The organism is Arcobacter sp. CECT 8989 (assembly GCF_004116715.1).
Classification (GTDB): domain Bacteria; phylum Campylobacterota; class Campylobacteria; order Campylobacterales; family Arcobacteraceae; genus Halarcobacter.
In genome coordinates this window covers 1-391 of sequence record NZ_PDKE01000127.1, presented here as the reverse complement: position 1 = coordinate 391, position 391 = coordinate 1, and the positions used below count along the sequence as shown (strand labels likewise).

General features: G+C 32.2%; 1 pseudogene. It reads right to left on the bottom strand.

Annotated features, from left to right (window positions below):
* Nucleotides 1–327 (bottom strand): annotated as a pseudogene (locus tag CRV02_RS14690) (cation:proton antiporter); the annotation flags it as partial.
* Between the last annotated feature and the right edge of the window lie 64 nt (nt 328–391).

Below are 391 nucleotides of genomic sequence, written 5' to 3'. Positions count from 1 at the left end.
AATCATAAGAAAGAATATCCCCATAGATAGACAAATATCTTGTTCTTGATGGTCATTCTCTGGCATAAGTACCGCTTTGATTTCTGGATACAACAAAATTAAATAATGGAAGAACTTAAAAAAAACAACCATAAAAATAAGGAAAAGAAAAAAGAGTGTCATTGTTCTATAAAAGTCAAAGTTTATTCCAAACTCTAAATCCGCCGTTACAGTTGTAAGCGCAAAGATAGAAATAATCTCTCCAATTAGACCAACAGTACTAGCTAACCCAATCCACTCAACATCGCCATACTCTTTATTAAGTGCATCAAATAGTCCAATAGACATTCAAGGAAGTATTACAATAAAGATATAGCCTATTTCAAGGTAGATAGTACCAATTACAGAAAGG